2 pseudogenes are annotated in these 910 nt (G+C 34.6%); both read right to left on the bottom strand.

Going from position 1 to position 910, the window contains the following annotated elements:
- Positions 1-296 (bottom strand): annotated as a pseudogene (locus tag BACCOPRO_RS18370) (hypothetical protein); the annotation flags it as partial.
- Positions 297-485: 189 nt separating this feature from the next.
- Positions 486-910 (bottom strand): annotated as a pseudogene (locus BACCOPRO_RS17015) (BF3164 family lipoprotein); the annotation flags it as partial.

Below are 910 nucleotides of genomic sequence, written 5' to 3'. Positions count from 1 at the left end.
GAATTGTTGACAATAAATTCCGGGTCGATAGCATCATTAGGTCCCATCCCTCTGTTTGCAAATTTTTGAGAGACGGATTTTGTATTTTTGTTAATGACTGTAATACATTTATCTGATTTTCGACTTGTTAAGAATAATAATGAGTCTTTCTCTTGTACTTGCAGTGGATACTCAGTATCAAATCTGAATATTAGTTCACAATCTGTTAGTACCTTAGCTTCAGGCAAAGGGGTATAGATCGCATTATCACTTTCCTGACAAGAGTAGAAAATAGATAGAAGTAATAAACTGAACAATTTTTTTTGTTTTCATGTTACAATTTTTTTATTAGTAAAGAAAAGAATCTTTATATAAGGTTTTCAGCCTAAAATCCTCCTTCTTTTATCCTCCATTTTTTAGGTACGGATTGCGTAGAAAAGAATTCATAGACCTGAGAAATCCGAATGATCTGTGCCTGAAAGGCCATAAGTAGTTTCCCTGATTATTTATAACTCCTTCAAATCAATATAATACACCTCATCTGTATTCATATCTATCGTATATAATCGTTTTCTTACCGGATCGCTCCATACACGGAAAAATGATTTGTCGGTTGTAAGCTTATAGAGTAAATTCCCGTTCCAATCAAACACATGTATCGTGTTAAAGATGGGTACTTCTACCCCAAAACGGTCGTCCCACGGTTCTTTGCCCCAATAAGTGGCGTAGATGTAATTATCATCGGCATGTACATGGTTATAGAAAACATTCATAGATTCCATAGATGTTTCCAAAAGAGAAAAGTTGGGATTGTTTTTTATCCGGTAACTGGTAATTTTGCCTGTTTGAGTGTCTATGATATTTATTTGAGGTAAATGTCTCATGACTTGTACAATTTTTGAACCGTCGGGCTTTATTGCGTCCCAAGTAT

The sequence above is a fragment of the Phocaeicola coprophilus DSM 18228 = JCM 13818 genome, from assembly GCF_000157915.1.
Lineage (GTDB): Bacteria > Bacteroidota > Bacteroidia > Bacteroidales > Bacteroidaceae > Phocaeicola > Phocaeicola coprophilus.
Note: the sequence above shows the minus strand (reverse complement) of the source record. Positions and strands in the feature narration are given on the sequence as shown.